This window comes from Serratia sp. YC16 (genome assembly GCF_009707615.1).
GTDB lineage: Bacteria > Pseudomonadota > Gammaproteobacteria > Enterobacterales > Enterobacteriaceae > Serratia > Serratia surfactantfaciens.
Genome location: NZ_WLYN01000002.1, coordinates 826912 through 853464, shown reverse-complemented (window position 1 = coordinate 853464; position 26553 = coordinate 826912). Strand labels below are relative to the sequence as shown.

The following is a 26553-nucleotide window of genomic DNA, read 5'->3' as shown; positions in this document are numbered from 1 at the left end:
AGACAAGGTAACGAATTGAATGACGAGATTTTGTACTTAATAAGGAACACACATGGGTGACTGGTTTATTGCCACCGAAGGCGTGAAGATTGTCAAAGGCAGCCCCGGCCTGTGGCCGCAGATCATTACGGCGGTTTCAACCATCATCGCGGCGGTGGGTACTGTTAATTTGAACCACCGTTTGCCCCTCAAGCGGGAGCAGGCAGCCGCTGAGCGGAAACTCGCGGGGGAGCGTTATTTCATCGCCACGGAGCTGGTTTTCAAGCTGGAAGACTTTGCCGAGGCCTGTGCAGCGGCCGCCCAGGATGATGGTAAGCCGGATGAACGCAGGTATTGGCGTGCAACAACCCGAGTACCGCCGCTCGAATTTGATGATGTGACTGGCGACTGGCGCGCGCTGCCGGCTTCGGTCATGTACCGCGTGCTGGAGTTCCATGTTCTTCAGCCGGAAGCCAGTGGAGCGATTGCTCATGCCTTTGAACATGATTCTCCCCCCGACTATTCCTGGGGATTTTGAGAAAGGCGGTATCAGTATGTGCGCCTCGGCCTGCGGGCGCTGTTCCTGGCTAAGCGTCTGCGTAAGATCACCGTCATGCCCTCCTCCCGCCTCGACAAGTACGACTGGTCACCCCAGAACACTATGTGGCAGCGCTGGCGAAAAGAGCGTAAGTCGCGGAACAAACAACGACTGGCCGAGAGGAGTGATACATGAGCGGTTTAGTGGTGCCGGAATTCTACCCGGCGATGCCAGCGCAACGTTCGGCACCAGGCGTTTCGTTGCCGGTCGCCATCGACTACCCGGCCGCGCTGGCGCTGCGCCAGATGGCTCTCGTCCATGAGGAACTGCCCAAATACCTGCTGGCGCCGGAGATCAGCGCCCTGCTCCACTACGTGCCGGATCTGCACCGCAAACTGCTGCTGGCCACGCTGTGGAACAGCGGCGCCCGGATCAACGAGGCGCTGGCGCTGACGCGCGAGAATTTCTCGCTGGCGCCGCCCTACCCGTTCGTGCAGCTGGCTACCCTCAAGCAGCGCACGAAAAAGGCCACCCGCAGCGCCGGCCGGTTGCCGGCGGCCAGCACGCCGCCGCGTGTGGTGCCGCTGTCCGATCCGCAGTACGTGGCGCAGCTTCAGATGATGGTGGCCACGCTGAAAATTCCGCTCGAGCGCCGCAACGCGCGCACCGGCCGGATGGAAAAGGCGCGGCTGTGGACGACCACCGATCGGACGGTGCGCAGCTGGCTGACCGAGGCGGTGAACGCTGCGACGCGCGACGGCGTGACATTCTCGGTACCTGTCACTCCGCACACCTTCCGTCACAGCTACGCGATGCACATGCTGTATGCCGGCATTCCGCTCAAGCTGCTGCAGGCGCTGATGGGGCACAAGTCGATCAGTTCGACGGAAGTGTATACGAAAGTGTTTGCGCTGGATGTGGCAGCGCGGCACCGGGTGCAGTTCTCGATACCGGAGGCGGAGGCGGTGGCGATACTTAAAGAACGTCGCTGAATAGTGGCTGTTCTGCGTGAATCTACAAAGAATGGGAGAGGGATTTTTGTAATTCCAATCCTGCTTATTAAGGATAGGTATCCTTCTTGACTAGGAGCGTAGGTGGTCATGATAAAAATGGTCGATCTTTATATTAAATTGTTTTTTGGCGTTGTTAGATACTCCTTCGTGAAGTCGTCCACACAAGTCAGGCACTTTATCCTGCGACCGGTGGCCAGTGCGCTCATGACGAAATACATCGACCAGGTCAGGTTGGGCGCTGCCGGGCGGAGCAGCGGCAGACGTTCCGTTGCCAGTCCTTTACGACGTCGTCTGCGTTTTACGTCCAGCCTGCTGAGATGATAAAGGCGGTACATTCGCTTGTGATTAACCTGAAGGCCTTCATGGGCAGAAACCCCGGCTTCAGCCTCGCGGAAGATACTGATGATCTGTTCGCCGGTAAAACGCTTCTTCATGGGGATATCCTCATGTGGCTTATGAAGACATTACTAACATCAGGGTGTATTAATCAACGGGGAGCAGGCCAGTCATCCTCTGTCTCTCCAAGCGGATCCCCGCCTTCAGTCTCGAATCCTGCAGCAGTGCGAATTTTCTCACCGCTGAATGGCGCCGTATCACCGCTCTCTATCAGGTCTTGTTCACCTCTGCCATGGCTTTAGAGTCAGCCAGGCGCTCAGTGCGTGTCTGTTGATTGAGGTCGCCTCAAATAACCGTTTTTTGGCCGATAGAATCGATAATTCTCCGGTCGATCGGCTTGTCACAGAAGTCCTCAATTTCGAACGACAGATCACCGCGGCGATTGATAATTTTTTGATAACCGTTGCAGTTTAAACAATAAAAAAACGGGAGCCCTAAGGCTCCCGCTCTCATTCAAACGCCAAACACACTTACATGTGTTTAACGATAGCGTCGCCAAACTCTGAACATTTCAGCAGCTTAGCGCCTTCCATCAGGCGTTCGAAGTCATAGGTCACGGTCTTGGCGGCGATAGCGCCTTCCATGCCTTTAACGATCAGGTCAGCCGCTTCGAACCAGCCCATGTGGCGCAGCATCATCTCTGCGGACAGGATGATGGAGCCTGGGTTCACTTTGTCCTGGCCGGCGTACTTCGGCGCGGTGCCGTGAGTCGCTTCGAACAGCGCGCAGTCGGAGCCGATGTTGGCGCCCGGTGCGATACCGATGCCGCCTACCTGGGCCGCCAGGGCGTCGGAGATGTAGTCGCCGTTCAGGTTCATACAGGCGATCACGTCGTATTCCGCCGGGCGCAGCAGGATCTGCTGCAGGAAGGCGTCGGCGATCACGTCTTTAACCACGATCTCTTTGCCGGTGTTCGGGTTCTTGATCTTCAGCCATGGGCCGCCGTCGATCAGCTCGCCGCCGAACTCTTCGCGCGCCAGCTCATAGCCCCAATCCTTGAAGGCACCTTCGGTGAACTTCATGATGTTGCCTTTGTGAACCAGGGTCACGGAGTCGCGGTCGTTGGTGATGGCGTATTCGATCGCCGCACGCACCAGACGCTTGGTCCCTTCTTCGGAGCATGGCTTCACGCCGATACCGCACTGCTCTGGGAAGCGGATTTTCTTCACGCCCATTTCGTCGCGCAGGAATTTGATCACTTTGTCCGCTTCGGCGGAGCCGGCTTTCCACTCAATGCCGGCGTAGATGTCTTCGGCGTTTTCGCGGAAGATCACCATGTCGGTCAGCTCAGGCTGTTTCACCGGGCTTGGGGTGCCCTGGTAGTAACGCACCGGGCGCAGGCACACGTACAGGTCCAGCTGCTGGCGCAGGGCCACGTTCAGAGAACGGATGCCGCCGCCGACCGGGGTGGTCAGGGGGCCTTTGATGGCGACGCGGTAGTCGCGGATCAGGTCCAGAGTTTCGTCCGGCAGCCACACGTCTTTACCGTAAACGTGGGTAGATTTTTCGCCGGTGTAGATTTCCATCCAGGAGATTTTACGTTCGCCGTGGTAAGCCTTTTTAACGGCCGCATCAACCACGTGGATCATGGCAGGAGTCACGTCAACGCCGATGCCGTCGCCTTCGATGAACGGGATGATCGGGTTATGAGGAACAACCAGTTTACCCTGGGCGTCAACCGTGATTTTTTTACCTTCTGCCGGAACAACTACTTTGCTTTCCATCAACCTCTCCTTCAAGCGCAATTTTTGTTAATGCTTTGTAAGATGCGTGTAGATACTACTTGAATATTCGGTCCGCGCCAATCCGAAACGGATTCGGTTATAATGCGCTTATCATCCGTAATCTCAACTGTTATGAAAAAATTCTCTGTTAGAAATCACAACGTTAAACGATTCAGCAAGCCGAATACCGCCAAACCCGCCGCACCGAAGGGGCCGCGTCGAATTGTGTTATTCAACAAGCCCTTCGACGTGCTGCCGCAGTTCACCGACGAAGCCGGCCGCGCCACGTTGAAAGAATACATCCCCTTCCCCGACGTTTATGCCGCCGGGCGCCTGGATCGCGACAGCGAGGGGCTGCTGGTGCTGACCAACGACGGCCAGCTGCAGGCGCAGCTCACCCAGCCGGGCAAGCGCACCGGCAAAATCTACTATGTGCAGGTCGAGGGCGCGCCGCAGGAGAGCGATTTGGCGCCGCTGCGCAGCGGCGTCACGCTGAAAGACGGGCCCACGCTGCCGGCCGGGGTGGAGTTGGTCGCCGAGCCGCAGTGGCTGTGGCCGCGCAACCCGCCGATCCGCGAACGCAAATCCATCCCCACCAGCTGGTTGAAAATCACTCTGTTCGAAGGGCGAAACCGTCAGGTGCGTCGCATGACGGCGCATATCGGGTTCCCTACCCTGCGCCTGATTCGCTACAGTATGGGTAATCTTTCGTTGGGTTCACTGCTGCCCGGTGAATGGAAAACCATCGATTCCCTGTAGACCGACAGTTGATGGAGGCGTTATGAAACACACTCCGATCGCGCTGCTGCTCGCCGCTCTGGCAGCCCCGCTCGCCGCCCAGGCCGCCAGCTTCGACTGCGCCAAGGCGGCCGGCGGCGATGAGCGCGCCATCTGCGCCAACCGCACGCTGAACGATCTGGACGTGCAAATGGCCACCAAATACCAGTTCCTGCGCGGGTTGTTCGCCATGGGCGCGCGCGGTGCGATGCAGGACAGCCAGCAGGCCTGGCTGACCAAGCGCCAGCGGTGCGGCGGTGACACCGCCTGCCTGCTGCAAAGTTACCGCACCCGCATCGCCGAGCTGGACGAGATCTACCGGCACATCGACAAACCGCTGTAAGGAGACCGCATGTTCAAACCGCACGTCACCGTCGCCTGCGTGGTGCACGCCGCCGGCAAATTTTTAATTGTCGAAGAAACCATCAACGGCAAAGCGCTGTGGAATCAGCCGGCCGGCCACCTGGAGGCCGACGAGACGCTGGTGCAGGCCGCCGAGCGCGAGCTGTGGGAAGAGACCGGCATCCGCGCCGCGCCGCAGGCGTTCCTGCGTCTGCACCAGTGGATCGCGCCCGATCGCACGCCGTTTCTGCGTTTTTGCTTCGTTATCGAGCTGGAACAACCGCTGCCGACCGAGCCGCACGACAGCGACATCGATCGCTGCCTGTGGCTGAGCGCCGAAGAGATTTTGCAGGCGCCCAACCTGCGCTCCGCTCTGGTGGCGGAGAGCATTCGCAGCTTCCAGCAGCCGGAGCGCTACCCGCTGTCGCTGGTCGGCAGCTTCGCCTGGCCGCATTAAGCGCGCCGGGCAGCACAAGATGAACAGTGCGCCGGCGCGGCCAACGTGGTAAAATCCTGCGCTTGTTTTTATCAGCACGGTTCGTGTTCAAGTTCGTGAGATCCCCATGTCAGACAACAGCCAGAAAAAAGTAATCGTCGGTATGTCCGGCGGCGTCGACTCTTCCGTTACCGCCTATCTGTTACAGCAACAGGGCTATCAGGTCGCTGGGCTGTTCATGAAGAACTGGGAAGAGGACGACGACGAAGAGTACTGCTCCGCCGCGACCGATCTGGCCGATGCGCAAGCGGTCTGCGACAAGTTGGGCATCGAACTGCACACGGTGAACTTTGCGGCGGAATACTGGGACAACGTGTTTGAGCTGTTCCTGGAAGAGTACAAGGCCGGCCGCACGCCGAACCCGGACATCCTCTGCAATAAAGAGATCAAATTCAAAGCCTTCCTGGAGTTCGCCGCCGAAGATCTGGGGGCCGATTTCATCGCCACCGGTCACTACGTGCGCCGCCAGGACGTGGACGGTAAAAGCCGCCTGCTGCGCGGCGTCGACGGCAACAAAGACCAGAGCTACTTCCTCTACACCCTGAGCCACGAGCAGGTAGCGCAAAGCCTGTTCCCGGTCGGCGAGCTGGAGAAGCCGGAGGTGCGCCGCATCGCCGAGCAGTTGGAGCTGGTCACCGCCAAGAAGAAAGACTCCACCGGCATCTGCTTTATCGGCGAGCGCAAGTTCCGCGACTTCCTCGGCCGCTACCTGCCGGCGCAGCCGGGCCCGATCGTCAGCGTCGACGGCCAGACCGTCGGCGAACACCAGGGCCTGATGTATCACACCCTGGGCCAGCGCAAAGGGCTGGGCATCGGCGGTCTGAAAGACAGCAGCGAAGACCCGTGGTACGTGGTGGATAAAGACGTGGCCAACAACGTGCTGGTGGTCGCGCAGGGGCACGATCATCCGCGCCTGATGTCCACCGGCCTTATCGCGCAACAGCTGCACTGGGTGGATCGTCTGCCGCTGAGCGGCCCGTTCCGCTGCACGGTGAAGACCCGCTATCGCCAGCAGGACATCCCTTGCACCGTGACCCCGCTCGACGATGAACGCATCGAAGTGCGTTTCGACGAGCCGGTTTCCGCCGTCACTCCGGGCCAATCGGCGGTGTTCTATCAGGGCGAAATCTGCCTCGGCGGCGGCATCATCGAACAGCGCCTGGCGTAATTGGCCGGCAACGAAAAACGCTGCGTTATCGCAGCGTTTTTTTTATTCAAAATTCCACCTGCGCCCCCAGTTCGATCACCCGGTTCGGCGGGATTTCGAACAGATCCGGCGCCCGCAGCGCGTTGCGCTGCAACAGCTGGAACACCTTGCCGCGAATGCGCAGATACCAGGGCCGTTTGCCCAGCACCAGCGTATCGCGCGACATGAAGAACGAGGTCTCGTTCATGGTGAAACTCATCCCTTCCAGCCCGCAGCGGTAAAGAATGTCCGTCACGTTGGGCGTCTCGCGCCAGCCGTAGCTCGCCACCACCCGCCAGAAGCTCGCCGACAGCTGTTCGATCGTCACCCGCTGCACGTTGTGTACGTACGGCATGTCGGTAGTGACGATGGTCAGCAGCACCACGCGCTCATGCAGCACCTTGTTGTGCTTCAGGTTATGCAACAGCACCAGCGGCACCGCATGCGGCGTGCGCTCCATAAATACGGCGGTGCCCGGCACCCGTTTCGGCGGCGCCTTCTCCAGCGATTCGATCAGCGCGGTCAACCCCTCCTGATTGTCGCGCAGCCGGCGGATCAGACGCGAACGCTCGGTCTTCCAGGTCAGCATGATCAGCAGAATGGTCAACCCCAGCGCCACCGGCAGCCAGCCGCCGGTCGCCAGCTTGATCAGGTTGGCGCCGAACAGCGGCACGTCGATGCACAGCATGACCAGCAGCATCAACCCGCCCAGATAGCGCGGCCAGCCCCAGTTTTTCACCGCCACGATGCTCAGCAGAATCGACGACAGCAGCATGGTGCCGGTCACCACGATGCCGTAAGCCGAGGCCAGGTTGCTGGAGTGTTTGAAGCTGATAATCACGATCAACACCGCCGCGAACAGCAGCCAGTTCACCACCGGGATGTAGATCTGCCCGGACTCCTGATCGGAGGTATAGATGATGCGCATCGGCGGCAGATAGCCCAGCCGCACCGCCTGGCGCGTCAGCGAGAAGACGCCGGAGATCACCGCCTGCGAGGCGATCACCGTCGCCAGCGTGGCGATCACCAACAGCGGGATCAGCGCCCAGGTCGGCGCCAGCAGGAAGAACGGGTTGTTGATCGCCGCCGGATTGGCCAGCAGCAGCGCCCCCTGGCCGAAATAGTTAAGCACCAGCGCCGGCGCCACCAGCGTAAACCACGCCAGGCGGATCGGTTTTTTGCCGAAGTGGCCCATGTCGGCGTACAGCGCTTCGGCACCGGTGACCGACAGCACCACCATGCCCAGCGCGAAGAACGACACCGCCTTGTACTCGAGGAAGAAATTCACCGCCCAGTAAGGGTTCAGCGCCCGCAGCACGCCGGGGTGCTGCAGAATGCCGCCGATGCCCAGCAGCGCCAGCGTCAGGAACCAGATGACCATCGCCGGGGCGAACAGTTTGCCGACGCTGCCGGTGCCGTGCTTTTGGATTGCGAACAGCGCGGTCAACACCAGCAGCGACAGCGGCACGATGAAGCTGTCCAGCTCGGGGGCGATAATCTGCAGCCCTTCGATGGCCGAGAGCACCGAAATGGCCGGGGTGATGACCCCATCGCCGTAAAAGAAGCTGCCGCCCACCAGCCCGATCAGCACCGCCGCCGGTACCCAGCGCGCATCCAGCTTGCGGATCGCCAGCGACATCAGCGTCAGAATGCCCCCTTCGCCGTCGTTGTCGGCGCGCATCACGAAACAGATGTATTTAATCGACACCACCAGCGTCAGCAGCCAGAAAATCAGCGATAAAAAACCGTAGATCGAGGCCGGCGTCATGGTGATGCCCTCCTCTGCCGTCAGGCATTCGCGCAGGGTATACAACGGGCTGGTGCCGATATCGCCATACACCACGCCGATAGCCGCCAGCGTCACCGCCGGCAGCGGCTGCTTGTTTTTCACGTGCATATAAAGGTCTTTATTTGAGGGTTCACGTTGGCAGTATAGATGCAGCCGCCGCACTTTATTTGCCGCCGCAACAATATGTTCGCGTCGCCACGCCGGCCATTTTCGCCGCCTATTTGCGCAGTTCTGCGCCGCATGGCGCATCCGCTTCACCGCAGGCGTATTAGACGCTGGGTTTACCCTCGATTTTATGGCATGATCCGCGGCATTCGTTGTCATCGTTGTTACAGCCACGCCCGATCGTTCCCGTTCGCGGCCGCCGCCGTTACCCTGGCGATACACACAACCTTATGCAGTAAGCCATGTACCGTTCACAGCGTTTACAGGAGTAATCGTGGCGAAGAATTATTATGACATCACGCTGGCCATGGCGGGAATCAGCCAGGCGGCGCGTTTGGTTCAGCAGTTGGCCCATGAAGGGCAATGTAACCGCGAAGCGTTTCAGACCTCGCTGAAAAGCCTGCTGCAGATGGACCCGCCCTCCACGCTGGCGGTGTTCGGCGGTGAAGAACGCCATTTGATGGTCGGCCTCGAAACCCTGATGGGCGTGCTTAACGCCAACAACAAAGGGCCTGGCGCGGAACTGACCCGCTATACCATCAGCCTGATGGTGCTGGAGCGCAAGCTCAACGCCAACAAACAGGCGATGAACACGCTCGGCGAACGCCTCGGCCAGCTCGAGCGCCAGCTGGCGCACTTCGATCTGGAGTCGGACACCATCATCAGCGCGCTGGCCGGCATTTACGTCGACGTGGTCAGCCCGCTCGGGCCGCGCATCCAGGTGACCGGCTCACCGGCCATCCTGCAGAACCCGCAGGTGCAGGCCAAGGTTCGCGCTGCACTGCTGGCCGGCATTCGCGCCGCCGTGCTGTGGCAACAGGTCGGCGGCAGCCGCCTGCAGTTAATGTTTTCCCGTAATCGTCTGTTCAAGCAGGCGCAAAATATCGTTGCTCATTGTTAATCGATCCCAGGAGTTGCTACCGATGGAATTATCCTCACTGACCGCCGTTTCCCCCGTTGATGGACGCTACGGTGATAAAGTCAGCGCACTGCGCCCCATTTTCAGCGAATACGGTCTGCTGAAATTCCGCGTACAGGTTGAAGTACGTTGGCTGCAAAAACTGGCGGCCTGCGCAGAAATCAAGGAAGTTCCCGCTTTTGACGCCGACGCAAACGCTTTCCTCGACAAAATCGTCGCGGAATTCAACGAAGAAGACGCTCAGCGCATCAAAACCATCGAGCGCACCACCAACCACGACGTGAAAGCGGTCGAGTATTTCCTGAAGGAAAAAGTGGCGGCGGTGCCTGCGCTGCACGCGGTGTCCGAGTTCATCCACTTCGCCTGCACCTCCGAGGACATCAACAACCTGTCGCACGCGCTGATGCTGCAGAGCGCCCGTCAGGACGTGGTGCTGCCTTACTGGCGCAAAATCATCGACGCCCTCAGCGGACTGGCGCAGGAATACCGCGATATCCCGCTGCTGTCGCGCACCCACGGCCAGCCGGCGACCCCGTCGACCGTCGGCAAAGAGTTCGCCAACGTAGTCTACCGCATGGAACGCCAGTTCCGTCAGCTGGAGCGCGTGGAGATCATGGGTAAAATCAACGGCGCGGTCGGCAACTACAACGCCCACATCGTCGCTTACCCGGAAGTGGACTGGCACCAGTTCAGCGAAGCGTTCGTCACCTCGCTCGGCATCACCTGGAACCCGTACACCACCCAGATCGAGCCGCATGACTACATCGCCGAGCTGTTCGACTGCGTGGCGCGTTTCAACACCATCCTGATCGACTTCGACCGCGACATCTGGGGCTACATCGCCCTGAACCACTTCAAGCAGAAGACCATCGCCGGCGAGATTGGCTCCTCGACCATGCCGCACAAGGTCAACCCGATCGACTTCGAGAACTCCGAAGGCAACCTGGGCCTGGCCAACGCCGTGCTGGGCCACCTGGCGGGCAAGCTGCCGGTGTCCCGCTGGCAGCGCGATCTGACCGACTCCACCGTGCTGCGCAACCTGGGCGTGGGCCTGGGTTACGCGCTGATCGCCTATCAGTCCACCCTGAAGGGCATCAGCAAGCTGGAAGTGAACCAGGCGCACCTGCTGGACGAACTGGATCACAACTGGGAAGTGCTGGCCGAGCCGATCCAGACCGTGATGCGCCGCTACGGCATCGAAAAGCCTTACGAGAAGCTCAAAGAGCTGACCCGTGGCAAGCGCGTGGACGCTGCCGGTATGCAGGCGTTCATCGACGGTCTGGCGCTACCGGAAGAAGAGAAAACCCGTCTGAAGGCGATGACCCCGGCCAACTACATCGGCCGCGCCACCACCATGGTCGACGAGCTGAAGTAAGCGCTTTAGCCCCACGACGACAAGGCGGCCCACGGGCCGCCTTTTTGCTTATGATTCGCCGCGTAACACCTGCAGCCGGGCTCTCTGCCGCCCTTGCGCATCGAAGTTGTCCGGGCTCAGCCAGCTGTCCAGCGCCTGCCGGACTTCCGGCCAGCGATCGCCGGTGATGGCGAACCAGTCGGTATCCCGGCTGCGCCCCTTGGTGATCACCGCAAAGCGGAAGTTGCCCTCATAACGAAAACCAAAGCGCAGCGCGGCCTGGCGGGACGGCGCGTTATGGCTGTCGCACTTCCATTCGCAGCGGCGGTAGCCGAGCGTGTCGAAGGCGTAGCGCAGCAGCAGCGCAATAGCTTCGGTGGCGCTGGAGCGCTGCTTCATCAACGGCGACCAGCTGACGTGGCCAATTTCCAGCACGCCGTTGGCTTCGTCGATGCGCATCAGCGCCACCGTCCCCACCGGCTCCCCGTTAACGGCGTCGAACACCGTCAGGTTGACCAGCGTCGGGTTGGCCTGCAGCGTCTCCAGATGCTGCAGCATCGCCGCCGGCGTGTCGGGCCGTTCGATAGACAGATAGGTCCAGTCGCGGCCGTCCGGCGCCAGCTGAAACGCCTCGAACAGCGCGGCGTAATCCCGCTGCGGCTCGAGCGGCGCCAGCGAACAGAAACGCCCGCCGAGCGTCGCGCCGCCCGGGCGGCGAGCCGGTTGCCAATCCGGCATCGGTTCGCCAACCGGCTGACCATAACGATTCATTGCCATACACGCCTCCTGCGGTTAACGGGTATACACGATAAACGAGCTTCTTCTGCCGATTTTGTCGTACAGCGAGCGCGCCGGCGCGTTGTACTCCTGGGTCATCCAATACACCCGATCGCTGCCGCGCGCCTCCGCCAGCCGATACGCCTGCTCGAACAGTTTTTCCGACACCTTATGGCCGCGCGCCTGCGGCGACACATAGAGATCTTCGATATAACAATAGCCGACCGCGCTCCAGGTGGACGGGTGGAACACCAGATTCATCAGCCCCAACAGCCGGCCTTCGGCATCCTCCGCCACCAGCCCGAACACCTGTTCATCCTGCCCCAGACGTTCAAAGGTGCGATCGGTCACCTGCGGCGCCACGTCGGCGCGGTAAAAGTCGAGATAGCCCTGCCACAGCGCCAGCCATTGCGCTTTGTCATCGCCATTGATTCTGCGGATAGTCACTTCAGGGTTTGATGGATTCATAGCGCCTCACGGGGTTAAGATATTATTTCCACTAGGGAAACAATCGGATAGCGGCAGAATACACCGCGCGACGGCGGCGCAATACGGACCAATTCAAAACAAAGAGCAGACCAATGCTAGCCGTCGCTTTCTACCGGCAGCGCGTTGAACACCTGCGCCAACGCGGCGATAAAGCGCACGATCTCATCCGGCGTATAGGCCGAGAAACCGAGCACCAGCGCCCCGCGCTGCGGCGCACCGGTGTAAAAGTCCGCCAGGCCGTACAGCCGCATTCCCCGTTCGGCAGCGGCCGCCACCAGCCGTCGCTCCGTCGCCGCATCCGCCAACGGGCAAACCAGCTGCAGGCCGCCCTGCGGCAGCGCCGGGCGCGTCCAGGCCGCGAGATACCGGAGTACCGCGCCGTACAACACATCCAACCTTGCCTTGTACAGCGTGCGCATATTGCGCAGATGCTCGGCGTAACCGCCCTCATGCAGAAAGTGGAATAGCGTCATCTGCGCCAGCGCCGACGTGTAGCCGTCCTGAAACTGCCTGGCGGCGACCAGCGGGCGCACCAGCTGCGGCGGCGCAATCATGAAACCGATGCGCAGCCCCGGAAACAACGTCTTGCTGAAGGTGCCGATGTACAGCGTGCGCCCACCGTTGTCCAGCCCCTGCAGCGCCGCCTTGGTTTGTCGGTCGTAGTTGAACTCGGCGTCGTAATCGTCTTCGATGATCCAGGCCCGCCGGTGCTGCGCCCACTGCAACAACGCCAGACGCCGCTCGAGGCTCAGCGAATACCCCAGCGGATAGTGATGGGACGGCGTGATGTAAACGCCTCGCCCGCCACCTGGCGCGCGCGTCAATTGCCCGACATCCAGCCCCTTCTCATCGATGCCGATCGGCCGCGCCTGCAGCCCCGCCGACTGCACCAGCTTTTTCGCCCCCTGGTAGCCCGGTTCTTCGACGAACACCGCATCGCCGGGATCGAACAGCACCTGGGTACACAGCGCCAGCGCCTGCTGCGAGCTGGTTACCACAATCACCTGCTCCGCCGTCGCCTTGACACCCCGCTCCCGCTGCAAATAGAGCGCGATCTCCGCGCGCAGCTCCGGCAGCCCCTGCGGATCGGCATAGCCCAACAGCCGCTCGCCGTGCCGCCGCAGCGCCTGCTTTTCCCACTGCAGCCACGCGTCGATGGGAAACGCCCGCAGATCCGCCAGCGAAGGCGTCAGCGACGCCTGGCGGTTGGTATGCGGCGTATGGCTGACCGCCAGCAGCGCCCGGCCGCGATCGCTCAGCTCGCGCTCCGCCAGCTGCGCCTCTTGCCCCGCTGCCGTCGCCAACAGTTCACGGCCGAGCAGCGTGTCGCAACGGTAGCGAACAAAGCTGCCGCGCCCCACCGACCGGCTGATGTAGCCCTCCGCCTCCAGCCGCGCGTAGGTCTGCTCCACCGTATCGCGCGCCACCGCCAGCCGGGCCGCCAGCGCGCGGCTCGGCGGCAACTGGGTTCGCCAGGCCAGCTCCCCGGCGGCGATCAGTTGCAGCAGGGCCTGATGCAGCGCCGAACGCCGGGTCAGGCCCTGCTGACGCTGCTGCGCGAAAGCGGCCAGGATCGCCGCGTCGTGCATGTAGGATGGGTTGTCGCTCATGGGCAATCTGTTTCTCCGAACTCGGGGCGATGGCACTCTACTCTACCTCATTTCACACCCTCGGCGGCGGCGGTTGCGCTGCCCGGCGAAATCCCCTTAAATAAGCCATCGCATTGAGGCTACAGGACGGCTATGAGCAAGGAGACCAACCAGCGCCTGCTGGACAAACTGCAGCGAGATCTGGCCAGCGCGGGCGCGATGCCGCTGTATCTGCGCTTCAACGCCTCGGTGCGCCAAGCCATCGAGCAAGGATTGCTGAACGCGGGGGACTTCCTGCCCAGCGAGCGCCTGTTCACCGAACAGCTCGGCATCTCGCGCATCACGGTGCGCAAAGCGCTGGCTTGTCTGGAGCAGGACGGCATCATCGGCCGTTCGCGCGGTTACGGCACCTTTATTCAACCGCAGCGGCCCGAGCCGAAGCTGTGCTATTCGTTGGCGGACGTCAAAGGATTCTCGGGCGAGGTGATATCGCAGGGGCGCCGGCCGGATACGCAATGGATCAGCCGCGAACGGGTTCCGGCCAGCGTCGAACTGGCGGAAAAGCTCCAACTGGCGGCCGGAACGCCGATCTACCAACTCAAACGCATTCACTTTATCGATCGACGGCCGATGTCGGTGGCGGTGTCCTACGTGGTGACGGCGGCGATTGCCAACGTCGACGAGATCGGCATCTCGCTGTACGACTACTTCCGGCGCAATAACGTGGGGATGGGATCGCTGCGCAGCCAGGTCAGCGCGGCGATGGCCGACGACGAGACCCGTCAGGCGCTGCTGTTGTCAGAACCGATGCCGCTGCTGATCGTGCGCCAGACGCTGTTCGACCACCATAAAAAGCCGATCGAATACAGCGAGAGCTTCTGCCGCAGCGACATGTACGAGTTTACCAGCGAAAGTTAGCTCGTTGACGCTTCGCCCTGCCGCCGACGGCGAAAACGCACCAACGCCTGGGCATAAGCCTCGACGTCCAGCGGGTTCACCCGCCGCAACTCGGCCAGCAGCGCAGGGTCCATCGCTTCGGCGCCGTGCAGCGCGCCGCAAATCGCCGTGGCCATCGCGCCAATGGTGTCGGTATCGCCGCCCAGGTTGGCGCACAGCACGGCGCAACGGGTAGGATCGGTGTGCGCCAGATGCACCATCGCCAGCGCCGCCGGCACCGACTCGATGGTGCTCACCCCGGCGCCGATCAGCTGATACACCCGCTCGGAGGCCTGCTCGGGATCGCCTGCCTCATCCACCACCTGAAACGCCAGCTCAATGCGCGCCGCCAGCGAGGGGCTGAAGGTCGTTTCTTCGCGGCGCTGGGCATATTCCGCTACGCCCGGCAGCGCCTGGCGAATCGAGACCCAATCCGCGCCCTCTACCGCCCGCGCCACCGCCCAGGCGATCGCCACCGCACCGGCGACGGCGATGTCGGATTTGTGCGTCGGGCTGGAGGCCAGCCACACCTGCCGGCAGAAATCCTCCAGCGGTGCAGACGGCAGCACGCAGCCCAACGGCGAAATGCGCATCGCCGCGCCGTTGGTGACGCCGTTGTTTTCCAACTCGGCGATCGGCGTTCCCGCTTTCTGCTCGCTCAACGCCAGCTTGGAACTGGGGCCGAGAATGTTCTTGTTGAAGGCATCAAAACTGTCTACCCAGCGGATTACGTTGCGGGCGATCAGCGCCGGCACCACCTCACCTTCCGCTTCCAGCAGCGCATCGGCCAGCGCCAACGCCATCGCGGTATCGTCGGTATATTGCCCGGCCTTGAAGTAACAGGCGGCCGAGTTCTCCGCCGGCCCATCGAGAAAGCCGTCTATCCAGCCGAAGTGGCGCTTAACCCGCTCGCGCGGCCACAGCTCGGAAGGCATGCCGAGCGCGTCGCCCAGCATCTGTCCGTAAAGTGCGCCCGCTACGCGTTCTGCCTGGGTTAACTGCTTCATCCTTCGCTCCTGAAAAGTGTGCCGACACATTAATAATACCTTATTAGTACCTTTAAAGCTTTTCAAGCGCGCCGGTTCATACTTTCTCCTGTCGATAATGCCCGACGTGTTTAAGTTGCGTTTAACGTTGCCCCGCCGCTGTTTATCCGACGTTTATCAGAACTTGTCGATAATGGCGGCGAACAAATTGATAGCGCTTATTTTAATACATTGCTTCGGCTCTCTTGCGGGCCGGGCGGGTTATACCTACCATAGCCTCAGCACTTTTTGCCAAAATGGTTCAGGTGACCGCGCGCTATCCCCTGACACGCCGCAGAGCGTGTTCCTTTTTATCGCGTGGGTGACAGGACGTTCACCCGCATAGTCTCAGGAGTTCGCCATGCGAGTACTGGTTGTTGAAGATAATGGTTTGCTGCGCCACCACCTTTCCGTTCAGATGCGCGAGATGGGCCACCAGGTTGACGCGGCGGAAGACGCCAAAGAAGCCGATTATTTCCTGCAGGAGCATGCGCCGGATATCGCCATCGTCGATCTCGGCCTGCCGGGTGAAGATGGCCTGAGCCTGATCCGCCGCTGGCGCGCGCACCAGACCAAGCTGCCGATCCTGGTGCTGACCGCCCGCGAAAGCTGGCAGGACAAAGTGGCGGTGCTGGAAGCCGGCGCCGACGACTATGTCACCAAGCCGTTCCACCTGGAAGAAGTGATCGCCCGCATGCAGGCGCTGATGCGCCGCAACAGCGGCCTGGCCTCACAGGTGATCGTGCTGCCGCCGTTCCAGATCGATCTGTCGCGCCGCGAACTGAGCGTCAACGATCAGCAAATCAAGCTGACCGCTTTTGAATACACCATCATCGAGACCCTGATCCGCAACGCCGGCAAGGTGGTGAGCAAGGATTCGTTGATGCTGCAGCTCTACCCTGACGCCGAACTGCGCGAGAGCCACACCATCGACGTGCTGATGGGCCGCTTGCGCAAGAAGGTGCAGGCGGAATACCCGCATGAAGTGATCACCACGGTACGTGGCCAGGGCTATCGTTTTGACGCGAAGTGAACATGATGTTCAACAAGAATAAAAAACCGTTTTCGCTACGCGCCCGTTTCCTGATGGCGACCGCCGGGGTGATCCTGGCGCTGTCGCTCTCTTACGGTTTGGTGGCGGTCGTCGGCTATATCGTCAGCTTCGATAAAACCGCCTTCCGCCTGCTGCGCGGCGAAAGCAACCTGTTCTTCAGCCTGGCGCAGTGGAAAGACAACAAACTCACCATCGCCATTCCCCCCGACATCGATCTCAACTTCCCCACGCTGGTGTTTATCTACGACGATAAAGGCAACCTGCTGTGGAGCCAGCGTAAGGTGCCGGAGCTGGAGAAGCTGATCAACAAAGAGTGGCTGGAGGAGTCCGGCTTCTACGAAATTGACACCGATACCCGCATCAGTAGCGAAGTGCTGGGGGATAACCCCAAAGCGCAGGATCAGCTGAAGAATTATGATGATACCGATCAGAATGCGCTGACCCACTCGGTGGCGGTCAACACCTATGCCGCAACGGCGCGGCTGCCGGCGCTGACCATCGTGGTGGTCGACAGTATTCCGCAAGAGCTGCAGCGCTCCGACGTGGTGTGGGAGTGGTTCAGCTATGTGCTGCTGGCCAACCTGCTGCTGGTGGTGCCGCTGCTGTGGCTGGCGGCCTATTGGAGCCTGCGGCCGATCAAGGCGCTGGTCAATCAGGTGGGCGAGCTGGAGAACGGCGAGCGCGATCAGCTGGATGAGAATCCGCCCAGCGAGCTGCGCGGGCTGGTGCGCAATCTGAACATTCTGGTGCGCAACGAACGCCAGCGTTACACCAAATATCGCACCACCCTGTCGGATCTGACCCACAGCCTGAAAACGCCGCTGGCGGTGCTGCAAAGCACCCTGCGTTCACTGCGCAGCGGCAAGCAAACCACCATCGAAGAAGCCGAGCCGATCATGCTGGATCAGATCGGGCGCATCTCGCAGCAGATCGGTTACTACCTGCACCGGGCCAGCATCAACTCCGGCCAGACGGTGTTGACGCGCGAGATCCACTCGGTGCCGGCACTGCTCGACAGCCTGGTGGTGGCGCTGAACAAGGTTTATCAGCGCAAAGGGGTGGTGATCACGCTGGACATCTCGCCGGAAGTGACCTTTATGGGCGAAAAGAACGACTTTATGGAAGTGATGGGCAACGTGTTGGAAAACGCCTGCAAATACTGCCTGGAGTTCGTGGAAATCACCTCGCTGCACTCCGAGAAAAACCTCACCATCGTTATCGACGATGACGGCCCGGGCATCCCGGAAAGCAAGCGCCAGCTGATCTTCCAGCGCGGCCAGCGGGTGGATACTCTGCGGCCCGGTCAGGGCCTTGGCCTGTCGGTGGCGGCGGAGATCATCGAGCAATACGACGGCGAAATCGTCATCAGCGACAGCCCGCTCGGCGGCGCGCGCATGCAGGTTACCTTCGCCCGCCAGCACGACACCCACCACAACGAGTAAATTATGCCTCTGCGGCCCCGATCCACGGGGCCAAACTTCCGTTATAATCGCACTCAGGCTCACTCCTCTATCCTGGAATAGAACATGGATTATCAATTAGATCTGGACTGGAACGATTTTTTGCAACGTTATTGGCAAAAGCGTCCGGTGATTCTGAAGCGCGGCTTCAAAAACTTTATCGATCCGATCTCCCCGGATGAGCTGGCCGGGCTGGCGATGGAAAACGAAGTGGACAGCCGTCTGGTCAGCCACCAGGACGGCCGTTGGCAGGTTGCGCACGGCCCCTTCGAGAGCTTCGACCACCTGAGCGAAAACAACTGGTCGCTGCTGGTGCAGGCGGTGGACCACTGGCATGAGCCTTCCGCCGCGCTGATGCGCCCGTTCCGCCAACTACCGGACTGGCGGATGGATGACCTGATGATCTCCTTCTCGGTGCCGGGCGGCGGCGTCGGCCCGCACCTCGATCAGTACGACGTGTTCATCATTCAGGGCACCGGCCGCCGTCGCTGGCGCGTTGGGGAAAAAACGCCGCTGAAACAGCACTGCCCGCACCCGGATCTGCTGCAGGTGGAGCCGTTCGACGCCATCATCGACGAAGAGATGGAGCCGGGCGACATTCTCTACATTCCGCCGGGCTTCCCGCATGAAGGCTACGCGCTGGAAAACGCGCTCAACTACTCGGTGGGCTTCCGCGCGCCGAACGGCCGCGAGCTGGTGAGCGGCTTCGCCGACTACGTGCTGGCACGCGAGCTGGGCAGCAAGCGCTACGGCGATCCGGACGTTACACTGCGCGAACACCCGGCGGAGATCCTGCCGCAGGAAGTGGACGCCTTACGGCAGATGATGCTGGATCTGGTGCAACAGCCGGAACACTTCCAGCACTGGTTCGGCGAGTTTATCTCCCAGTCGCGCCACGAGCTGGATCTGGCGCCGCCGGAGCCACCGTATCAGGCCGGGGAAATCTACGAACTGCTGCAACAGGGTGAAGCCCTGCAGCGCCTGGGCGGGTTGCGCGTGCTGCGCATCGGCGATCGCTGCTTCGTCAACGGCGAGCTGATCGACACCGACCAGCTGCAGGCCGCAGACGCCCTGTGCCAGCATTTCAGCGTCGACGCCGCCCTGCTCGGCGAAGCGATGGACGATCCGTCGTTCCTGGCACTGCTGACCGCGCTGGTCAACAGCGGCTATTGGTACTTTAACGACTGATTGCCGTCACGCGAACAAGCCACCCTTCGGGTGGCTTTTTTTATGCCTGCCGCGCCTGCGCGCGATAATCCGCCAGTTCCCCCGCCGTCATGCCGGCCTGCTCCGCCGCAGCGCAAATCTGCTGCCAGGTCGTGGCGTCGATCGGAATGCCCTGCTCCAGCCGCGCCGCGCGGTTGGCCTCCTCCCACTCTCCCGGCACCGCAATCGGCTGTTCGCCGCTCGGCGGCGAAGCTTTGACCCAGCCGATAAACGCTTCGGCTTCGGCCTGCATTTGCGGGGCGTCGAAAGCCTGAGGATCGAGGATCAGGGTCGTCATGCAGTTGAAGATGGCGTCGCTGTCGGCTTTCAGCGTAGCGTCATGGGTGGTGCGGCCGCCGGAGAGCGCGCCGCCGAGGATTTCGCACATCGCCGCCAGCGCGTAGCCTTTGTGCAAACCGAACGGCAACAGCGAACCGAACGGCGCTTCGTGCATCACTTTCGGCTCGGTGGTCGGCTGACCGTGTTCGTCAATCAGATAGCCCGGCGCCACCGACAACCCTTTATTATAAGCCACCCGCGTCTTGCCGAAAGCGATGCCGCTGGTGGCGAAGTCCAACAGCAGCGGCGTGCGGCCCGGCCGCGGGAAAATGGCACAGAACGGGTTGGTGCCGAAGCGGCGATCGCTGCCGCCAAACGGCGCCACCATCGGATCGCCCACCACGTTGACGAAGTGAATCGAGATGAAACCGGCGCGGGCGCACTGTTCCGCCCAATGGCCGATGCGGCCGATATGGTGTGCGTTGTGTAGCGCCACCGCCGCCAGACCCAGCTCGCCGGCGCGCTCAATGCCCAGCGCCATCGCTTCGCTGGCCACCACCTGACCGAAGCCGCGTGCGCCGTCGAGCGTCAGCACTGCGCCGGCGTCGCGCACCACCTCGGCATGTTGATTAAGCTGCAATTGCCCCTGCGCCAACGACGCCATGTAGCTGGGGATCATGCCGACGCCGTGCGAGTCGTGCCCGGCCAGATTGGCCTGCACCAGATGGTCGGCCACCAGCTCGGCTTCACGCGCCGTGCTGCCGGCCTGGCGCCAAATCGCCTGAACGAACTGCGCCAAATGCGGGCTGGCGATGCGGTATTCGGTGCTCATCATGCGGTCCTTATGCGTGGGGAATAGGCTTCCACACTATGAGCAACGCCTTGTTGCGGCAAGCGATTATGCCGATCGCAAGCGTCCCGTTTTACCTACAGTATCCGCACGTTAACCCAGGCGACAAAAAAGCGAGGGCCGCTACTTTAGCCACCCGGCATAAAGGCTTGCGTTATGGCGCCCCCACCAGCCAAAAAAGAAACCCCCAACAAAATTTCGTTTGCCGGGGGTTAAAGAAGCACGAATCAGACCATAACCACGGCTATTCGATACCGTATTTTTTCTCGGCTACGAATTTCGGCTCTTTCCAATTGGGACCTTTTTTAACAAGCATTTTGTCACCCCATTCAATCACGCCATTCTGACGTAACTGTTCGAACACCCGCCTGAATTCACCATTCCCAATTACTGTAAAATTATGGCGACTAAAGAATCGATCCATTTGGGGATAACCAAACCCATCCTCATTTCTCACCAAAAAGGCAATGACGTCAGAAATTTTTTCTTCTTTTGCCAAGCGTTCTAAATCAATCATTTTAGCATCCTCAACTCTTGTTGTTCAGCAACGTCTAAAGCCTCCTGCGTATAGAGCAAAGCCTCGCTGTTGCCTAATTGATAATCTTCCAACGTCGCAGTATGCGTATTATTCCACACTTCCCCTTGATTATCTGGCACCGAGCCATCTCTAATACCCAAATTGCGATAACGCTCCAATTCTCTGATCTCATGTGTATAAAACCGCCTGTCAGTATCGGTGGGGTGCAGTTCTCCCTTCAGGATCTTTTCCAGGCGGCCGATCATCACTTTGTTAGCGTCTGACTCTGTAAAACGCCCAGTATGCAGTTTCACTTTATCCACGCCGGCACGGTCGATGCTGGCCCCTTTCCAATCCAGATTCTGAATGGGGCCTCCAGCTTTATTGGTGTTGTATTCACGACCGCTGTATTTGCCCCTGGCGTTGGTTTCACCATAGGGCTTGCTCACCATCACATAGACAGCTTCAACTCCGGTTTCCAGCGCATCCGGCTGCCACAGGATAAAGTCTTGCAGATCCTGCACCACATCCGCCGGGAAGGTGGTGACCACGATGCTGTCCGCCTGCCTGATGCCGGTGCCGGTATGCACTGGCGCTGCCAGCCCGGTCGGTACTAGGTTTATTAGTTTCGTTCTGCCCGGTTCATCACCAAAAGAAAACCCCCAACAAACTTTCTTTTGCTGGGGGTTAAAAATACACTAATCAGACCATAACTATAGCTATTCGATACCGTATTTTTTCTCGGCTACGAATTTCGGCTCTTTCCAGTTGGGGCCTTTAACTACTTTTCCATTTTGATCTTGAAGCACCCCTTTTTGGAATAATGCATCGTAAGTAGAAGAGAGTTCCCCGCTGGAAATTGCATCAAAGCGATTGTAGGTATATAGACGATCCAATTTACGGTAATCAGAGGTCAGCCCCAAAAAAGTTAGCACATCTTCTACACTTTCATTTTTAACGATATCTTTTAAAGGCATTATTCTTCCCTCCCATAGCATCTTTCAGCTCTTGTTCATATGCGGCTTGTAGGGCCCCATCTGTATAAAGCGACTGTTCCTTTTCATTTATTCTATAGTCTTCAAGCGTAGCAGTATTTGTCCTGTATGCATAACCAGCACTTTATCTCTGCGGATAACGGGATTTCCTCACCACAAGTTGTATGGTGAAGGGGACAACAATGAGGCAGAGAACGGCGGGCACGCTGAGCCCGCCGGGCGTATCAGAAAAGGGAATGCGGGCCGGCGCAAGCCGGCCGGGGAACAAAGGCGTTTACCGCGCCCGCTCGGCGGCCAGCGCCGCGATGCGCATGATTACCGCTACCGCTTGCTCCATGCCCTCCAGGGTCACGAATTCATGCTTGCCGTGGTAGTTGTAGCCGCCGGTGAACAGGTTCGGGCACGGCAGGCCGCGGAACGACAGCTGCGCGCCGTCGGTGCCGCCGCGGATCGGTTTCATCACCGGTTCGATGTCGCAATCGCGCATCGCCTGCTGCGCCAGCGCGATCACGTGCGGGTGCTCCGCCACCTGTTCGCGCATGTTGTAATAGCTGTCTTCGATGCTCACTTCGATATAGCAATCGCGCGGCAAGCCTTTGCCGACCTCGCGGGCGATGTCCACCATCTTGCGCTTGCGCGCCTCGAACCCCTCGCGCTCGAAGTCGCGCAGGATGTAGTGCATTTCGGCGCGCTCTACGCTGCCCTTGATGCTGCTGAGGTGATAAAAGCCCTGGTAACCTTCGGTGGTTTCCGGCGCTTCGTCCGCCGGCAGCGCCTGATGAATGCGGGTGGCCAGCGACAGCGCGTTGACCATCACGCCCTTGGCGCTGCCGGGGTGCACGCTGTTGCCAAGGATTTTGATCGTCACCGAGGCGGCGTTGAAGTTTTCGCACTCCAGTTCACCGACGCCACCGCCGTCCACGGTATAGGCCCATTCAGCATTAAAAGCTGCGACGTCGAACAGCTGCGCCCCCTTGCCCACCTCTTCATCCGGGGTAAAGGCCACGCGAATGTCGCCGTGCGGGATGTTGCGCGCGCGCAAGCGCGCCATGGCGGTGAGGATCTCGGCAATGCCGGCCTTGTCATCGGCGCCCAACAGCGTTTTGCCGTCGGTGGTGATCAGCGTCTGCCCCAGCATCTGATGCAGGATTGGGAACATCACCGGCGACAACACCTCATCGCCGATGCCCAGCGCAATGTCGCCGCCGCGATAGTTCTCAACGATCTGCGGATTGACGTGCTTGCCGCTGAAATCCGGCGAGGTATCCAGATGGGCGATAAAGCCGACCGCCGGCACCGGCCAGGCGACGTTGCCCGGCCAGGTGCCCATCACGCAGCCGTGTTCGCTGAGCGACACCCGCTCGAAGCCGAGCGCGATCATTTCCTGCTGCAACGCGCGCGCCAGCTTCAACTGCCCGTCGGTGCTCGGCACATGCTTTACGTTCGCTTTGGATTGAGTGTCGAAAGAGACGTAGTTGAAAAAGCGGTCAAGTAATTTGTCCATGGTAGCGGCCCCTCAGAATATCGCGTTTCATTATGCGGAACCGATCAGGATCAAATATTGCGTCAGGTCATTTTTAACCAGAATTCGCCAATATCATTAATCTTTGTGATGATTTCAGAGGGAAATAACACTGTCATCACAGGGTCATTTGTCGCTATCATGATGAAAAACGCGGCATCTGGGCCGGATCGGCTTTCAATTCCGGCATTCAGCGTCTATCATGCGCGCTCGAAAAATTTCCATTGGCGCAACTGGTTTGAGCTTCATTTGATCAGCGGGCATTCCCGCAAGCTCCGGCAGTCTTTTCCAGTTGCGGTTCTATCTGCATTAGCCCACGGGATAGAGTAAGACGATAAATGACTGAGACATCCTCTCGCGCACCCCTTGTTGAACTGCATGCCCTGAGCAAAGCGTTCGATGGCAAAACCATCATTGCCGATCTCGGACTGACCATTAACCACGGCGAATTCCTCACTATTCTCGGCCCCTCCGGCTGTGGCAAAACCACGGTGCTGCGCCTGATCGCCGGGCTGGAAGACGCCGATCGGGGCCGCATCGTGCTCGACGGCCAGGACATCACCGCTATCCCGGCCGAACATCGCCACGTCAACACCGTGTTTCAGAGCTATGCCCTGTTTCCGCACATGTCGGTGTTCGATAACGTCGCCTTTGGCCTGCGCATGCAAAAGGTGCCGGCGGCCGAACTGACGCCGCGCGTCGAAGAAGCGCTGCGCATGGTGCAGCTGGACGACTTCGCCCAACGGCGGCCGGGCCAGCTCTCCGGCGGCCAACAGCAGCGCGTGGCCATCGCCCGCGCGGTGGTCAACAAGCCGAAGGTGCTGCTGCTGGACGAATCGCTGTCGGCGCTGGACTACAAACTGCGCAAGCAGATGCAGAACGAACTCAAGGCGCTGCAGCGCAAGCTCGGCATCACCTTCGTGTTCGTCACCCACGATCAGGAAGAAGCGCTGACCATGTCGGATCGCATCGTGGTGATGCGCGAAGGCCGCATCGAGCAAGACGGCACGCCGCGTGAGATCTACGAAGAGCCGAAGAACCTGTTCGTCGCCAGCTTCATCGGCGAGATCAACATCTTCGACGCGGTGGTCCTGCAACGCCTCGATCCACAGCGGGTGCGCGCCAACGTCGAGGGCCGCGAATGCGACATCTACGCCGATCTGCCGGTAGAACCGGGCCAAAAACTAAAGGTGCTGCTGCGTCCGGAGGATCTGCGGGTGGAAGAAGTGAACGACAGCGCGCAACACGACGGGCTGATCGGCTACGTGCGCGAGCGCAACTACAAAGGCATGACGCTGGAATCGGTGGTCGAGCTGGAGAGCGGCAAGACGGTGATGGTCAGCGAGTTCTTCAACGAAGACGATCCGGACGTCGATCACTCGCTCAATCAGAAGATGGCGGTGACCTGGGTCGAAAGCTGGGAGGTGGTACTGGCCGATGAAGAAATCGCGTAAAGTCTTCCAGAATGTGGTGATCGTCGGCGTCGTCGCCTGGCTGCTGCTGTTCGTCTTCATGCCGAACCTGATGATCATCGGCGCCAGCTTCCTGACCCGCGACGACGCCAACCTGGTGCAAATGGTGTTCACGCTGGACAACTACCGCCGCTTGTTCGATCCGCTGTATGCCCAGGTGCTGCTGCACTCGCTGAACATGGCGCTGATCGCCACCCTGTGCTGCCTGGTGATCGGCTACCCGTTCGCCTTTATCCTGGCGCGGTTGCCGCAGAAGATGCGGCCGCTGCTGCTGTTTCTGCTGATCGTACCCTTCTGGACCAACTCGCTGATCCGCATCTACGGCCTGAAGCTATTTCTCAGCACCCGCGGCTATCTCAACGACGCGCTGCTGTGGATCGGCGTCATCGACAAGCCGCTGCGCATCATGTACACCTCGGAAGCGGTGATCCTCGGCCTGGTGTATATCCTGCTGCCGTTTATGGTGATGCCGCTCTACTCCAGCATCGAAAAGCTCGATAAATCCTGCCTGGAGGCGGCGCGCGATCTCGGTGCCAGCAAGCTGCAAACCTTTGTCCGCATTATCGTGCCGCTGACCATGCCGGGCATTATCGCCGGCTGCCTGCTGGTGGTGCTGCCGGCGATGGGGCTGTTCTTCATCGCCGATCTGATGGGCGGCGCCAAGAATCTGCTGATCGGCAACGTGATTAAAAGCCAGTTCCTCAATATCCGCGACTGGCCGTTCGGCGCGGCCACCAGCATCTGCCTGACGCTGGTGATGGGGCTGTTGCTGCTGGTTTATTACCGGGCCGCACGCCTGCTGAACAAGAAGGAGGATCTGGCATGATCGGACGTCTGCTGCGCGGCGGCTTTATGACGCTGGTATACGCCTATCTGTATATCCCGATCGTCATTCTGATCGTCAACTCCTTCAACGCCTCGCGCTTCGGCATCAGTTGGCAAGGGTTCACCACCAAGTGGTACAGCACGCTGCTCAACAACGACAGCCTGCTGCAGGCGGCGGGCCACTCGCTGACCATGGCGGTGCTCTCCGCCACCTTCGCCACACTGATCGGCTCGCTGACCGCGGTAGCGCTGTACCGCTACCGCTTTCGCGGCAAACCATTCGTCGGCGGCATGCTGTTCGTGGTGATGATGTCGCCGGATATCGTGATGGCGATTTCGCTGCTGGTGCTGTTCATGCTGCTCGGCATTTCGCTCGGCTTCTGGTCGCTGCTGTTCTCGCACATCACCTTCTGCCTGCCGTTTGTGGTGGTGACCGTCTACGCGCGCCTGAAAGGCTTCGACGTGAAGATGCTGGAGGCCGCGCGCGATCTCGGCGCAAGCGAGTTCACCATTCTGCGCAAGATCATCCTGCCGCTGGCATTGCCGGCGGTAGCGGCCGGCTGGTTGCTGAGCTTCACCCTGTCGATGGACGACGTGGTGGTCTCCTCCTTCGTCACCGGACCGAGCTACGAGATCTTGCCGCTGAAGATCTATTCGATGGTTAAAGTCGGCGTTTCGCCGGAGGTCAATGCGCTGGCCACCATTTTGCTGTTGCTGTCGCTGGTTCTGGTGATCGCCAGCCAGTGGGTGATGCGCGATCGCTCGCCCAAGGCCGAGTAATCCTTCCCGTCGGGCGCTGCGGCGCCCGTCTCTTTCATTGGCCGCAGTGATATGCCAGCGGCCGTTTTTGCTCACCCCGACTCGGTTAACCCGCTGATT

Annotated in this window: 27 protein-coding genes and 1 pseudogene; 16 read left to right on the top strand and 12 right to left on the bottom strand. The window is 60.3% G+C overall.

The features are described 5' to 3' along the window. The first annotated feature begins 52 nt into the window (after window positions 1-52). Together GKN89_RS11590 and GKN89_RS11585 are read left to right on the top strand one after the other, a co-directional pair. Entirely contained in the window at window positions 53-517 is a 465-nt protein-coding gene (locus tag GKN89_RS11590) for a hypothetical protein (protein WP_230328966.1), read from the top strand. A 227-nt stretch (window positions 518-744) separates the two neighbouring features. Further along, window positions 745-1509, top strand: a complete 765-nt coding sequence (locus GKN89_RS11585; protein WP_195934007.1) for a site-specific integrase — start codon at window positions 745-747, stop codon at window positions 1507-1509. A 152-nt stretch (window positions 1510-1661) separates the two neighbouring features. Here the strand turns inward: GKN89_RS11585 and GKN89_RS11580 are convergent. Beyond that, window positions 1662-1892: pseudogene (locus tag GKN89_RS11580) on the bottom strand (IS3 family transposase); the annotation flags it as partial. Between the two features lie 504 nt (window positions 1893-2396). Beyond that, on the bottom strand, window positions 2397-3650 hold the full coding sequence (gene icd / locus GKN89_RS11575; RefSeq protein WP_015377612.1) for an NADP-dependent isocitrate dehydrogenase: 1254 nt from the start codon (window positions 3648-3650) through the stop codon (window positions 2397-2399). A 132-nt stretch (window positions 3651-3782) separates the two neighbouring features. Between icd and rluE the strand changes: the two genes are divergently transcribed. From rluE to mnmA, 4 genes are all read left to right on the top strand, one after another. Then, entirely contained in the window at window positions 3783-4409 is a 627-nt protein-coding gene (gene rluE, locus GKN89_RS11570; protein ID WP_025160268.1) for a 23S rRNA pseudouridine(2457) synthase RluE, read from the top strand. Between the two features lie 22 nt (window positions 4410-4431). Further along, window positions 4432-4770: a lysozyme inhibitor LprI family protein gene (locus tag GKN89_RS11565; RefSeq protein ID WP_019454810.1), complete on the top strand. Its 339-nt coding sequence runs from the start codon at window positions 4432-4434 to the stop codon at window positions 4768-4770. Between the two features lie 9 nt (window positions 4771-4779). Continuing rightward, the gene (locus GKN89_RS11560; RefSeq protein WP_019454809.1) at window positions 4780-5226 is read left to right on the top strand and encodes an NUDIX hydrolase; all 447 of its coding nucleotides are present in this window, start codon (window positions 4780-4782) and stop codon (window positions 5224-5226) included. Between the two features lie 106 nt (window positions 5227-5332). Continuing rightward, on the top strand, window positions 5333-6433 hold the full coding sequence (gene mnmA / locus GKN89_RS11555; RefSeq protein WP_019454808.1) for a tRNA 2-thiouridine(34) synthase MnmA: 1101 nt from the start codon (window positions 5333-5335) through the stop codon (window positions 6431-6433). 46 nt (window positions 6434-6479) lie between these two features. Here the strand turns inward: mnmA and kup are convergent, their stop codons facing one another. After that, window positions 6480-8348, bottom strand: coding sequence for a low affinity potassium transporter Kup (gene kup / locus GKN89_RS11550; protein WP_019454807.1), 1869 nt, complete (start codon window positions 8346-8348; stop codon window positions 6480-6482). A 331-nt stretch (window positions 8349-8679) separates the two neighbouring features. Here kup and hflD point away from each other — a divergent pair, with 331 nt between their 5' ends. Next, entirely contained in the window at window positions 8680-9306 is a 627-nt protein-coding gene (gene hflD, locus GKN89_RS11545) for a high frequency lysogenization protein HflD (RefSeq protein WP_019454806.1), read from the top strand. 22 nt (window positions 9307-9328) lie between these two features. Further along, on the top strand, window positions 9329-10699 hold the full coding sequence (purB, locus tag GKN89_RS11540; protein WP_154747010.1) for an adenylosuccinate lyase: 1371 nt from the start codon (window positions 9329-9331) through the stop codon (window positions 10697-10699). A 48-nt stretch (window positions 10700-10747) separates the two neighbouring features. Here the strand turns inward: purB and GKN89_RS11535 are convergent, their stop codons facing one another. The 3 genes from GKN89_RS11535 to GKN89_RS11525 all read right to left on the bottom strand — a co-directional run bounded on the left by GKN89_RS11535 (window position 10748) and on the right by GKN89_RS11525 (window position 13554). Continuing rightward, window positions 10748-11455, bottom strand: coding sequence for a GNAT family N-acetyltransferase (locus GKN89_RS11535; RefSeq protein WP_195934005.1), 708 nt, complete (start codon window positions 11453-11455; stop codon window positions 10748-10750). 15 nt (window positions 11456-11470) lie between these two features. Next, window positions 11471-11923 carry a GNAT family N-acetyltransferase gene (locus GKN89_RS11530; RefSeq protein ID WP_154747009.1) on the bottom strand — a complete coding sequence of 151 codons (453 nt, stop codon included), beginning with the start codon at window positions 11921-11923 and terminating at the stop codon, window positions 11471-11473. A gap of 116 nt (window positions 11924-12039) precedes the next feature. Beyond that, window positions 12040-13554 (bottom strand): PLP-dependent aminotransferase family protein, encoded by a 1515-nt coding sequence (locus GKN89_RS11525; RefSeq protein ID WP_025160270.1) that lies wholly within the window; start codon window positions 13552-13554, stop codon window positions 12040-12042. Window positions 13555-13686: 132 nt separating this feature from the next. On the opposite strand from GKN89_RS11525, the gene GKN89_RS11520 reads away from it, so the two are divergent. Then, entirely contained in the window at window positions 13687-14451 is a 765-nt protein-coding gene (locus tag GKN89_RS11520) for a GntR family transcriptional regulator (RefSeq protein ID WP_063919253.1), read from the top strand. On the opposite strand, the gene GKN89_RS11515 is transcribed toward GKN89_RS11520, so the two are convergent. After that, window positions 14448-15476: an ADP-ribosylglycohydrolase family protein gene (locus tag GKN89_RS11515; RefSeq protein WP_154747008.1), complete on the bottom strand. Its 1029-nt coding sequence runs from the start codon at window positions 15474-15476 to the stop codon at window positions 14448-14450. The two genes, GKN89_RS11520 and GKN89_RS11515, sit on opposite strands and share 4 nt — an antisense overlap. A 379-nt stretch (window positions 15477-15855) precedes the next feature. Between GKN89_RS11515 and phoP the strand changes: the two genes are divergently transcribed. The 3 genes from phoP (at window position 15856) to GKN89_RS11500 (ending at window position 19196) form a co-directional block, all read left to right on the top strand. Beyond that, a complete protein-coding gene (gene phoP / locus GKN89_RS11510) occupies window positions 15856-16527 on the top strand; it encodes a two-component system response regulator PhoP (protein WP_004941169.1) in 672 nt (223 codons plus the stop codon). 5 nt (window positions 16528-16532) lie between these two features. Then, window positions 16533-17990, top strand: coding sequence for a two-component system sensor histidine kinase PhoQ (gene phoQ / locus GKN89_RS11505; protein WP_025160271.1), 1458 nt, complete (start codon window positions 16533-16535; stop codon window positions 17988-17990). A gap of 84 nt (window positions 17991-18074) precedes the next feature. Beyond that, window positions 18075-19196, top strand: coding sequence for a cupin domain-containing protein (locus GKN89_RS11500; RefSeq protein ID WP_019454798.1), 1122 nt, complete (start codon window positions 18075-18077; stop codon window positions 19194-19196). A gap of 40 nt (window positions 19197-19236) precedes the next feature. Here GKN89_RS11500 and GKN89_RS11495 read toward each other — a convergent pair whose 3' ends face one another. From GKN89_RS11495 to pepT, 5 genes are all read right to left on the bottom strand, one after another. Further along, complete coding sequence (locus GKN89_RS11495) at window positions 19237-20325, bottom strand: malate/lactate/ureidoglycolate dehydrogenase (RefSeq protein WP_154747007.1); 1089 nt, start codon at window positions 20323-20325, stop codon at window positions 19237-19239. A gap of 262 nt (window positions 20326-20587) precedes the next feature. Then, window positions 20588-20860 (bottom strand): hypothetical protein, encoded by a 273-nt coding sequence (locus GKN89_RS11490; protein WP_154747006.1) that lies wholly within the window; start codon window positions 20858-20860, stop codon window positions 20588-20590. Beyond that, window positions 20857-21450: an S-type pyocin domain-containing protein gene (locus GKN89_RS11485; RefSeq protein ID WP_370520196.1), complete on the bottom strand. Its 594-nt coding sequence runs from the start codon at window positions 21448-21450 to the stop codon at window positions 20857-20859. Before GKN89_RS11485 ends, GKN89_RS11490 begins: the two co-directional genes overlap by 4 nt. A 129-nt stretch (window positions 21451-21579) precedes the next feature. Next, complete coding sequence (locus tag GKN89_RS11480; protein ID WP_154747004.1) at window positions 21580-21837, bottom strand: immunity protein; 258 nt, start codon at window positions 21835-21837, stop codon at window positions 21580-21582. A 292-nt stretch (window positions 21838-22129) separates the two neighbouring features. Then, window positions 22130-23359 (bottom strand): peptidase T, encoded by a 1230-nt coding sequence (gene pepT / locus GKN89_RS11475; RefSeq protein WP_063919251.1) that lies wholly within the window; start codon window positions 23357-23359, stop codon window positions 22130-22132. A 57-nt stretch (window positions 23360-23416) separates the two neighbouring features. Between pepT and GKN89_RS11470 the strand changes: the two genes are divergently transcribed. Genes GKN89_RS11470 through potC form a run of 4 tightly spaced genes read left to right on the top strand, consistent with a single transcriptional unit; the run spans window position 23417 to window position 26454 of the window. Beyond that, window positions 23417-23707 (top strand): hypothetical protein, encoded by a 291-nt coding sequence (locus GKN89_RS11470; protein ID WP_139285533.1) that lies wholly within the window; start codon window positions 23417-23419, stop codon window positions 23705-23707. A gap of 8 nt (window positions 23708-23715) precedes the next feature. Further along, the gene (potA, locus tag GKN89_RS11465) at window positions 23716-24831 is read left to right on the top strand and encodes a spermidine/putrescine ABC transporter ATP-binding protein PotA (RefSeq protein ID WP_019454793.1); all 1116 of its coding nucleotides are present in this window, start codon (window positions 23716-23718) and stop codon (window positions 24829-24831) included. Next, complete coding sequence (gene potB, locus GKN89_RS11460) at window positions 24815-25675, top strand: spermidine/putrescine ABC transporter permease PotB (RefSeq protein ID WP_154747003.1); 861 nt, start codon at window positions 24815-24817, stop codon at window positions 25673-25675. Before potA ends, potB begins: the two co-directional genes overlap by 17 nt. Then, window positions 25672-26454 (top strand): spermidine/putrescine ABC transporter permease PotC, encoded by a 783-nt coding sequence (gene potC / locus GKN89_RS11455; RefSeq protein WP_019454791.1) that lies wholly within the window; start codon window positions 25672-25674, stop codon window positions 26452-26454. The genes potB and potC overlap by 4 nt, the downstream gene beginning before the upstream one ends. Window positions 26455-26553: the final 99 nt, after the last annotated feature.

Excerpts from the sequence above, each read along its gene's own strand:
- GKN89_RS11590 (WP_230328966.1), top strand. The coding sequence starts at position 53 with ATGGGTGACTGGTTTATTGCCACCGAAGGCGTGAAGATTGTCAAAGGC.
- GKN89_RS11585 (WP_195934007.1), top strand. The coding sequence starts at position 745 with ATGCCAGCGCAACGTTCGGCACCAGGCGTTTCGTTGCCGGTCGCCATC.
- icd (WP_015377612.1), bottom strand. The coding sequence starts at position 3,650 with ATGGAAAGCAAAGTAGTTGTTCCGGCAGAAGGTAAAAAAATCACGGTT.
- rluE (WP_025160268.1), top strand. The coding sequence starts at position 3,783 with ATGAAAAAATTCTCTGTTAGAAATCACAACGTTAAACGATTCAGCAAG.
- GKN89_RS11565 (WP_019454810.1), top strand. The coding sequence starts at position 4,432 with ATGAAACACACTCCGATCGCGCTGCTGCTCGCCGCTCTGGCAGCCCCG.
- GKN89_RS11560 (WP_019454809.1), top strand. The coding sequence starts at position 4,780 with ATGTTCAAACCGCACGTCACCGTCGCCTGCGTGGTGCACGCCGCCGGC.
- mnmA (WP_019454808.1), top strand. The coding sequence starts at position 5,333 with ATGTCAGACAACAGCCAGAAAAAAGTAATCGTCGGTATGTCCGGCGGC.
- kup (WP_019454807.1), bottom strand. The coding sequence starts at position 8,348 with ATGCACGTGAAAAACAAGCAGCCGCTGCCGGCGGTGACGCTGGCGGCT.
- purB (WP_154747010.1), top strand. The coding sequence starts at position 9,329 with ATGGAATTATCCTCACTGACCGCCGTTTCCCCCGTTGATGGACGCTAC.
- GKN89_RS11535 (WP_195934005.1), bottom strand. The coding sequence starts at position 11,455 with ATGGCAATGAATCGTTATGGTCAGCCGGTTGGCGAACCGATGCCGGAT.
- GKN89_RS11530 (WP_154747009.1), bottom strand. The coding sequence starts at position 11,923 with ATGAATCCATCAAACCCTGAAGTGACTATCCGCAGAATCAATGGCGAT.
- GKN89_RS11525 (WP_025160270.1), bottom strand. The coding sequence starts at position 13,554 with ATGAGCGACAACCCATCCTACATGCACGACGCGGCGATCCTGGCCGCT.
- GKN89_RS11520 (WP_063919253.1), top strand. The coding sequence starts at position 13,687 with ATGAGCAAGGAGACCAACCAGCGCCTGCTGGACAAACTGCAGCGAGAT.
- GKN89_RS11515 (WP_154747008.1), bottom strand. The coding sequence starts at position 15,476 with ATGAAGCAGTTAACCCAGGCAGAACGCGTAGCGGGCGCACTTTACGGA.
- phoP (WP_004941169.1), top strand. The coding sequence starts at position 15,856 with ATGCGAGTACTGGTTGTTGAAGATAATGGTTTGCTGCGCCACCACCTT.
- phoQ (WP_025160271.1), top strand. The coding sequence starts at position 16,533 with ATGTTCAACAAGAATAAAAAACCGTTTTCGCTACGCGCCCGTTTCCTG.
- GKN89_RS11500 (WP_019454798.1), top strand. The coding sequence starts at position 18,075 with ATGGATTATCAATTAGATCTGGACTGGAACGATTTTTTGCAACGTTAT.
- GKN89_RS11495 (WP_154747007.1), bottom strand. The coding sequence starts at position 20,325 with ATGAGCACCGAATACCGCATCGCCAGCCCGCATTTGGCGCAGTTCGTT.
- GKN89_RS11490 (WP_154747006.1), bottom strand. The coding sequence starts at position 20,860 with ATGATTGATTTAGAACGCTTGGCAAAAGAAGAAAAAATTTCTGACGTC.
- GKN89_RS11480 (WP_154747004.1), bottom strand. The coding sequence starts at position 21,837 with ATGCCTTTAAAAGATATCGTTAAAAATGAAAGTGTAGAAGATGTGCTA.
- pepT (WP_063919251.1), bottom strand. The coding sequence starts at position 23,359 with ATGGACAAATTACTTGACCGCTTTTTCAACTACGTCTCTTTCGACACT.
- potA (WP_019454793.1), top strand. The coding sequence starts at position 23,716 with ATGACTGAGACATCCTCTCGCGCACCCCTTGTTGAACTGCATGCCCTG.
- potB (WP_154747003.1), top strand. The coding sequence starts at position 24,815 with ATGAAGAAATCGCGTAAAGTCTTCCAGAATGTGGTGATCGTCGGCGTC.
- potC (WP_019454791.1), top strand. The coding sequence starts at position 25,672 with ATGATCGGACGTCTGCTGCGCGGCGGCTTTATGACGCTGGTATACGCC.